Below are 6,607 nucleotides of genomic sequence, written 5' to 3' on the forward strand. Positions count from 1 at the left end.
TTTGAGACAATTTCATCGGGATTTTTCATAAACAAAATCTTATTCTTCTTAATCCCCGCTCCCTCCTTTATCTCATCTAAATAATCATCTGAAGTTATTATTGCCAAATCGCAAACCTCGGCTATCTTTTTGCCGATATTTTTGTGGATTTTTCTAGCCGAAGAGCCAAGCTCGATAAGACAAGGCATAACAATAGTTTTTCTTAAAGAGAAAACTTTCAAATAATCAAGAAGAGCAATAACACTGCTTGGATTTGCCGAATAGCTCGCATCTATCACCTTGTATCCTTCTTCCTTTATCAAAAAAGAAGATCCTCCTTGCCAGGGCTCAATTTTTGAAATCCCTTTTTCAATTTCTTCAAAAGACATTCCAAGCTTTCTTGAAACAAGAATTGAAAGAAGAAGATTTTCAATATTCTGTTTTCCCAAAAGATTTGCCTTCAAAAAGACAAAATCGCCTTCTTTAAAGCAGGCCTTAAAAAGCAGTTCTTCTTCTTTCTCCTCTATTTCCTCTGCCCAAATATCCAAGGAAAACTCTTTTTTTTCCGCAGAAGAAAAATGAATTGTTTTTTTCTTTGGAGGAGAATCAATGTAATTTCCGTACTTTTTTAAAGCCCTTTTACTATCGACGTTTACAATCATAAGGCCGCCCCTAGGAAGAGAATTAAAAAGCTCCTCTCCTCCTTCTGCCGAAAGAAGATTTTCAATGGTTCCAAAAAGGGAAAGATGCTGCTGGTTTATCCCGGTTAAAATCCCTATTTTGGGCTTTGCGATATCAGAAAGCATTTCTATCCCCCCTTTTTTATAGGCCCCCATTTCACAAACAAATATGTCATAACTTGAATCAAGATTATCCAAAATGGTTTTTGAAATTCCTATTTCGCTATTTACATGGCCAAACGTCTTTAAAACGTTAAACTTCTGACTCAAAATGGCTGATAAAAACTCTTTGGTTGAGGTTTTGCCGTAGCTCCCGACAATTCCAATAGAAGTAAGGTTTGAAAATGACTCTCTTTTCTCTTTCGCTTTTTTCAAAGTACGGTTGCGGAAAAAAACGGCAACCGGCTGAAAAAGGAGAACAATAAAAGAAGCAATAAGAGGAGAAACAACGTCAAAGAGAAGAAGATAGAAAAGAAAACTTCCTTTTGAAAAGGCAAAGATAAAAAAAAGAGTTTGAATTAAAAGAAGAAAACCAAAGAGAAAAGAAGCTTTCAGGGTAAAAATAGGAAGCTTTAATGATTTTTTAAAAGCGTCTCTTGAAAGCTTTAAAAACTCAACAAGATAAAGAAGAAAAAGAAGAAAAACAAAAAGATAAAAAAATATTCTTATAAAAGAAATAAAAAAGAAAAGAAGCAAAAAAACCTTAATCAGGATAAATCTGTTGAAGATAAGCTTTTTGCCTTCTTTTGTTTCAAAATGGGCCCTAAAGCGGCCCAAATGATACTCTTTTATCTGCCAAAGATAAACGTAAAAAGCAAATGTTTTGGCAGCTCTGAAAAACCACAAAAAACCTATTAAATAGTTCATAAGAATTTGAGGATTTCTTTTGCAAGGCGTACGGGATCGTCAATATTTATACTATGGCCCGACTGTTCTATAACAACAAGAGAAGAGTCCTTTATCTCTTTTTTAAAAACAAAAGCGTATCTTAAGGGAATCATCTTGTCCTTTTTTCCCCAAAGAAGAAGAGTTTTTACCTCTATTTTAGAAAGAAAAGGAAACAAATTCTCTGAAATAACAAGCTTCATTGTTTCCCTCATCACTCCTTTCGCTTTGACATAATCCCTTTTTCTTATAAGAAAATGAAAGAGACCTCTTAAATAATCTTTAAGAAATTTGGGAGAAAAAATATCAAGCAAAGTGCTTCCGATTCCTCCTAAAGCAAGAATAATGTCTGTTTTAAAATCGGGCTTTACCCTTATTCCGGCAGGAGAGCAAAGAATCATTTTTTTTACAGGAGAGTTTTCTTCAGAAGATAATTTTATTGAAATTCTTCCTCCAAAAGAATGGCCTATTAGAATAAAGCTATCAATGTTAAAGGCCTTCATAAATTCAACAGCCCATTTTTTATAATCATCAACCGTCCAAGGAGAAAGGGGCGGATCGCTTTTTCCAAACCCGGGAAGATCAGGGCAAAAAACACTGTATCCTTTTTCAGAAAGGATATGTTGAACTTTTATCCAAGAATCGGAAGAAGAACCCCATCCATGCAAAATTAAAATCGGCTCTCCGTTTCCCTTAACCTTATAATTACATTTAACGTCTCTTATGGTTATTTTCTCTTCTCTCATTTTGTTATAAATTTAACCAATCTTATTAAAGGGCAGATATTTTGTTAAGACCTTTGGAATTTTAACGCTTCCGTTTTTTTCCTGATGGTTTTCCAGTATTGCTATTAAAATTCTGGGAGAAGCTATGACGGTATTGTTCAGAGTATAGGCAAAAAACTTCTCTCCCTTTTTATTCCTATACTTAATATTGAGCCGCCTTGATTGCCAGTCGGTAAGATTGGAATCAGAATGGGTTTCCCCATAACTGTTTCTTGATGGCATCCATGTTTCAATATCGTACATCTTGTATTTTCCCGCCCCCATATCTCCGGTGCAAAGCTGCAAAATCCTATAAGGAAGCTCCAATTCTTGCAGTATCTCTTCTGATATCTTTCTCATTTCTTCAAGCCAAAAATTTGATTCTTCTATGCTATTTTTACACAAAACAACCTGTTCAACTTTCATAAATTCATGAATTCTGTAAAGTCCTTTGGTGTCCTTGCCATAGCTTCCGATCTCCGAGCGATAGCAGTTTGAAAAGGCGCAAACTTTAACCGGCAGTTTTTCTTCCTCAAGAATAAGATCTGAAAAATAGGCAAGAAGAGAGGGTTCTGAAGTTCCGGCTAAATAGGTCTTTTCAGTTACATTTTCTCCATTTGCAAGCTTTCCGGGATTTGCAATTTGATATATTTCTTCTTTCCCAAAAGGAAAATGACCGCTTCCGACAAGGGCAAATTCCCTAAGAAGAGTAGGAGGAATCATAAAAGAAAATCCCTTTTCTTTCATTTTTAAAATACAATGCCACATTAAGGCAAGCGATAAAAGGGCTCCTTCGTTTTTCAAATAGTAGCCCCGAAATCCGCTGGTCTTCACTCCCCTTTCAATATCGATAATGTCAAGATCCTTTCCAAGTTCTATGTGGCTTTTTATCTTAAAATCAAGCTTTCTTATTTCTCCCATTTTTAAAATTTCAACATTGCTCTTTTCATCTTTGCCAACAGGAGTATCATCTGAATAAATATTGGGAGTAATAAGCATTAAAGAGTTGTACTCTTTCTCAACGCTGTTGAGCTTTTCTTTTAATGCCTTAAATTCTTCTTTTATTTTTTTTGCCTTTTCTATTTCTTCCCTGCTTAGCTTATTCTGTTCTTTTTTCAGTTCTTCGGTTTTGTAAATAAGGTCTCTTCTTTTTTTATCGAGCAAAAGAAGTTTTTCCACATCCAAATCCACTCCTTTGTTTTTAACAATCTCAAGATATTTTTCCTTATTCTCCCTGATGAATTTTATATCAAACATATATTTAAAAAACTATTTTGGGCGCATAAGAGGAAAGATTTGGCATTCACGAGCCGGCTTGTCCATTAAGAAAGAAAAAAGCCTTTCCGAAAACCCAAATCCGCACGTAGGAGGCATTCCGTATTCCAGCGCTTCAATAAAATCCTCATCGTACATTTGAGCTTCTTCGTCCCCCATATCGCGGAGTTTTTGCTGTTCCTTAAACCTTTGCGCCTGTTCAATAGGGTCGTTCAATTCCGAATATCCATTTCCATTTTCCGACCCGGCAATAATAACCTGAAAGCGCTGAACTAACTTTGGATTCTTTTCATTCTCTTTTGCAAGAGGCGAAACTTCAATAGGAGTGTTTATCAAAAATCCGGGACCTGCTATTTTTTTTCTGCAGAATTTCCACAAGCTATCCATCGCCCTTGCTCTGTTAAATCCCTTTTTTTCGTAACTTATATTTAATTTTTTAAGATTTTTTTCCATTTCCGGCAAACTGGCTTCCATAATGTTTATTCCTGTATATTTTGAAATCATTGAAGCATAATCGTATCTCTCCCATTCTTTTTCAAAATCAACATCAAATCCCCGAATTTTAAATTTTAAAGTTCCAAATGTTTTTTTAGCGATATATTTATACATTTCTTCTACAAGTTCCATCCCCTGCTTATAACTGGCATAGGCCATATAGAATTCCATTTGAGTATAATCCTGCAAGTGTTCTGCGTCCATTCCTTCATTTCTAAACTGCCTGCCGATTTCAAAGGTCTTTTCAAATCCGGCAACCATTAATCTTTTTTGCCAAAGCTCTCCCATTGAAATTCTTAAATAGACATTAATATCAAGAGCATTGTAATGAGTAATAAACGGCTTGGCATCCGCTCCTCCTGGGGTAGTTTCCAAAACAGGGGTTTCTACTTCCATAAATTTTCTTTTTATAAGAAAATCTCTGGTAGATCTCCAAAAAACAGATCGCTTCTCTATCATATTCTTTACTTCCGGATCAAATAAAATATCAAGATATCTTTTCCTATATCTGTCTTCCGCATCCTTTAATCCATGCCATTTCTCAGGAAGAGGAAGAAGGGACTTTGAAATCATCTTGTAATCAACTATACTAAGGGTCATTTCGTTTCTTTTTGTTAGAAATAAAGTTCCTCTTACTTCAATAAAATCCCCGATATCAAAATACTCAAGGAAAAACTGATATCCTTTTTTTCCAACCTTGTCCTTTTTTAAAAGAAGTTGGATTTGTCCACTCCCGTCTTTTATATTAACAAAAGTAAGCCCTCCGTGCTGTCTTGAGGACATCATTCTTCCTGTTAAAAAAATCTCCGTATTTTTCCTTGAAAGTTCTTCAAAATTTTTCAATGCCTCATAACAGGCATGAGTTCTTTTAACAGTCCCCGGATAAGCCAAAAAGCCGGCATTTCTAATTGCTTTAAGTTTTTTTAACCTAATCTCTCTAATTTCCTTTATTGTGCTCATAATAGAACTATTTTAACTTATTTCTCAATTTCGGTCAAAAAAATCATATTAATCAATTTGCCAAATAATCAAACAAGAAGCTTTAAAATAAAAAAGCTTGGATTTTTTAAACATAAGCTATTTTTTAAGATAAGAAACAATGTATTCGGCAATAACTCCCGTTGAAGAAGGAACGGCAAATTCTTTGGCCTTTTCCCCCATTTTCCTTAGTTCTATTTCATCTTTAAAGAGGTTTTTTATTTTCTCCAGAAAGAAATAAGGAGTAAAATTATCCTCTTCTATGACAATAGAAGCTCCCATTTTTGAATAAGTATAGGCGTTTTTAAACTGATGCTTATTTGCAGAATTAGACAAAGGAATCAGAATGCTTGGTTTTCCGGTTGCCGCAATTTCAAATATAGTTGCCGCTCCAGCTCTGCTTATAACAAGAGAAGAGACAAAATAGGCGCAGGCAAGCTCATTGTCTTTTAAAAATCCGAAGGGATGATAAAACGGCTTATTGCTCTCCTGAAGAATAAAATCTGTTTCTTTTTTGATTTGCTTTATATTATTTTCTCCGGTTTGATGAATTAATTCAAAATCATTCAACAGGTCATTGATTATGACAAGGAGATTATTGTTTATTATCTGAGCCCCCTGGGAACCTCCCAAAACAAGAATCAAGGGCTTTGTTCCTTTCAAATTAAAAATCTTCTTCGCCTCTTCTTTTGTCCCCTCCATAATTTCCTGCCTGATAGGATTTCCAACCGATATTATTTTCTCGGGAGGGAAAAAGGTATTTTCTCTAATGGGAAAGGCCGTAAATACTTCAAGGGCAAATCTTGAAGCAACCTGGTTTGACAATCCCGGATGAACATCGGACTCATGAATAAAAATAGGAGTCAGAAGCATTTTTCCCATAATGACAACCGGAACCGAACCGTATCCTCCCTTGCTGAAAATAAGGTCTGGAGAAAAGACATAGACATAATAAAAGGCCTGAAGAAGACCCAAGGGAATTTTAAATAGAATATCCAAAAAATTAAGAATTGAAAAATACCTTCTTATCTTTCCGGCAAAAATAGTCCTTACAATAACATCTTCTTTTGAAAGAAGATCAAAAACAAATTTGTCTTTTGGCCCGACATAAAAAAACTGAAAATTCTCTTCCGGATATTTTTTCTTTATCTCCCTTATTATTGCAACAAGAGGAGATATATGCCCGACGGTTCCTCCTCCCGTAAAAAGAACCTTTATTTTTTTCTTTTTCTTTTTCATTTTCTTATTCTATCATCTTTCTGAAAATTTTGAAATATTCAGAAGAAGCCCGACAGTAATAAACTCGGCTATTATATGAGAACCCCCATAGCTTATAAAAGGAAGAGGTATTCCGGTTATGGGAATAAGATTAAGCATGGCTCCGATATTAACAAAGGCCTGGATATATATCCAAGAAACAAGTCCAACTACAACAAGAGAAAGGAATTCATCTCTTGTCTTCTCGGCAATTTTTATTCCCCGATAGAAGAAAAAGAAAAAGAGAATTATAAGAAAAATGCTTCCGGCAAAGCCGGTTTCCTGGGCAATAAC

General features: G+C 35.0%; 6 protein-coding genes. All 6 read right to left on the bottom strand.

Annotated elements, in window-relative coordinates; genetic code table 11:
* Positions 1–1,526, bottom strand: a 1,526-nt coding sequence (locus PHH50_01810; GenBank protein MDD3729037.1) for a UDP-N-acetylmuramoyl-tripeptide--D-alanyl-D-alanine ligase, incomplete at its 3' end; no start/stop codon positions are given.
* Entirely contained in the window at positions 1,523–2,290 is a 768-nt protein-coding gene (locus tag PHH50_01815; protein ID MDD3729038.1) for an alpha/beta hydrolase, read from the bottom strand. The genes PHH50_01815 and PHH50_01810, both read right to left, overlap by 4 nt.
* A gap of 12 nt (positions 2,291–2,302) precedes the next feature.
* Positions 2,303–3,565 carry a serine--tRNA ligase gene (gene serS / locus PHH50_01820; GenBank protein MDD3729039.1) on the bottom strand — a complete coding sequence of 421 codons (1,263 nt, stop codon included), beginning with the start codon at positions 3,563–3,565 and terminating at the stop codon, positions 2,303–2,305.
* Positions 3,566–3,577: 12 nt separating this feature from the next.
* On the bottom strand, positions 3,578–5,038 hold the full coding sequence (gene lysS / locus PHH50_01825; protein ID MDD3729040.1) for a lysine--tRNA ligase: 1,461 nt from the start codon (positions 5,036–5,038) through the stop codon (positions 3,578–3,580).
* Positions 5,039–5,155: 117 nt separating this feature from the next.
* Positions 5,156–6,295: a UDP-N-acetylglucosamine--N-acetylmuramyl-(pentapeptide) pyrophosphoryl-undecaprenol N-acetylglucosamine transferase gene (locus tag PHH50_01830; protein ID MDD3729041.1), complete on the bottom strand. Its 1,140-nt coding sequence runs from the start codon at positions 6,293–6,295 to the stop codon at positions 5,156–5,158.
* A 12-nt stretch (positions 6,296–6,307) separates the two neighbouring features.
* The coding region (locus PHH50_01835) for an FtsW/RodA/SpoVE family cell cycle protein (GenBank protein ID MDD3729042.1) at positions 6,308–6,607 on the bottom strand (300 nt) is incomplete at its 5' end.

Source organism: Candidatus Paceibacterota bacterium (genome assembly GCA_028697015.1).
Taxonomy (GTDB): domain Bacteria; phylum Patescibacteriota; class Minisyncoccia; order Minisyncoccales; family GWA2-38-27; genus JAQVFW01.

What these genes read in the sequence shown, in the direction of transcription:
- PHH50_01830 (MDD3729041.1), bottom strand. Translation starts at nt 6,295, where the DNA reads ATGAAAAAGAAAAAGAAAAAAATAAAGGTTCTTTTTACGGGAGGAGGA.
- lysS (MDD3729040.1), bottom strand. Translation starts at nt 5,038, where the DNA reads ATGAGCACAATAAAGGAAATTAGAGAGATTAGGTTAAAAAAACTTAAA.
- serS (MDD3729039.1), bottom strand. Translation starts at nt 3,565, where the DNA reads ATGTTTGATATAAAATTCATCAGGGAGAATAAGGAAAAATATCTTGAG.
- PHH50_01815 (MDD3729038.1), bottom strand. Translation starts at nt 2,290, where the DNA reads ATGAGAGAAGAGAAAATAACCATAAGAGACGTTAAATGTAATTATAAG.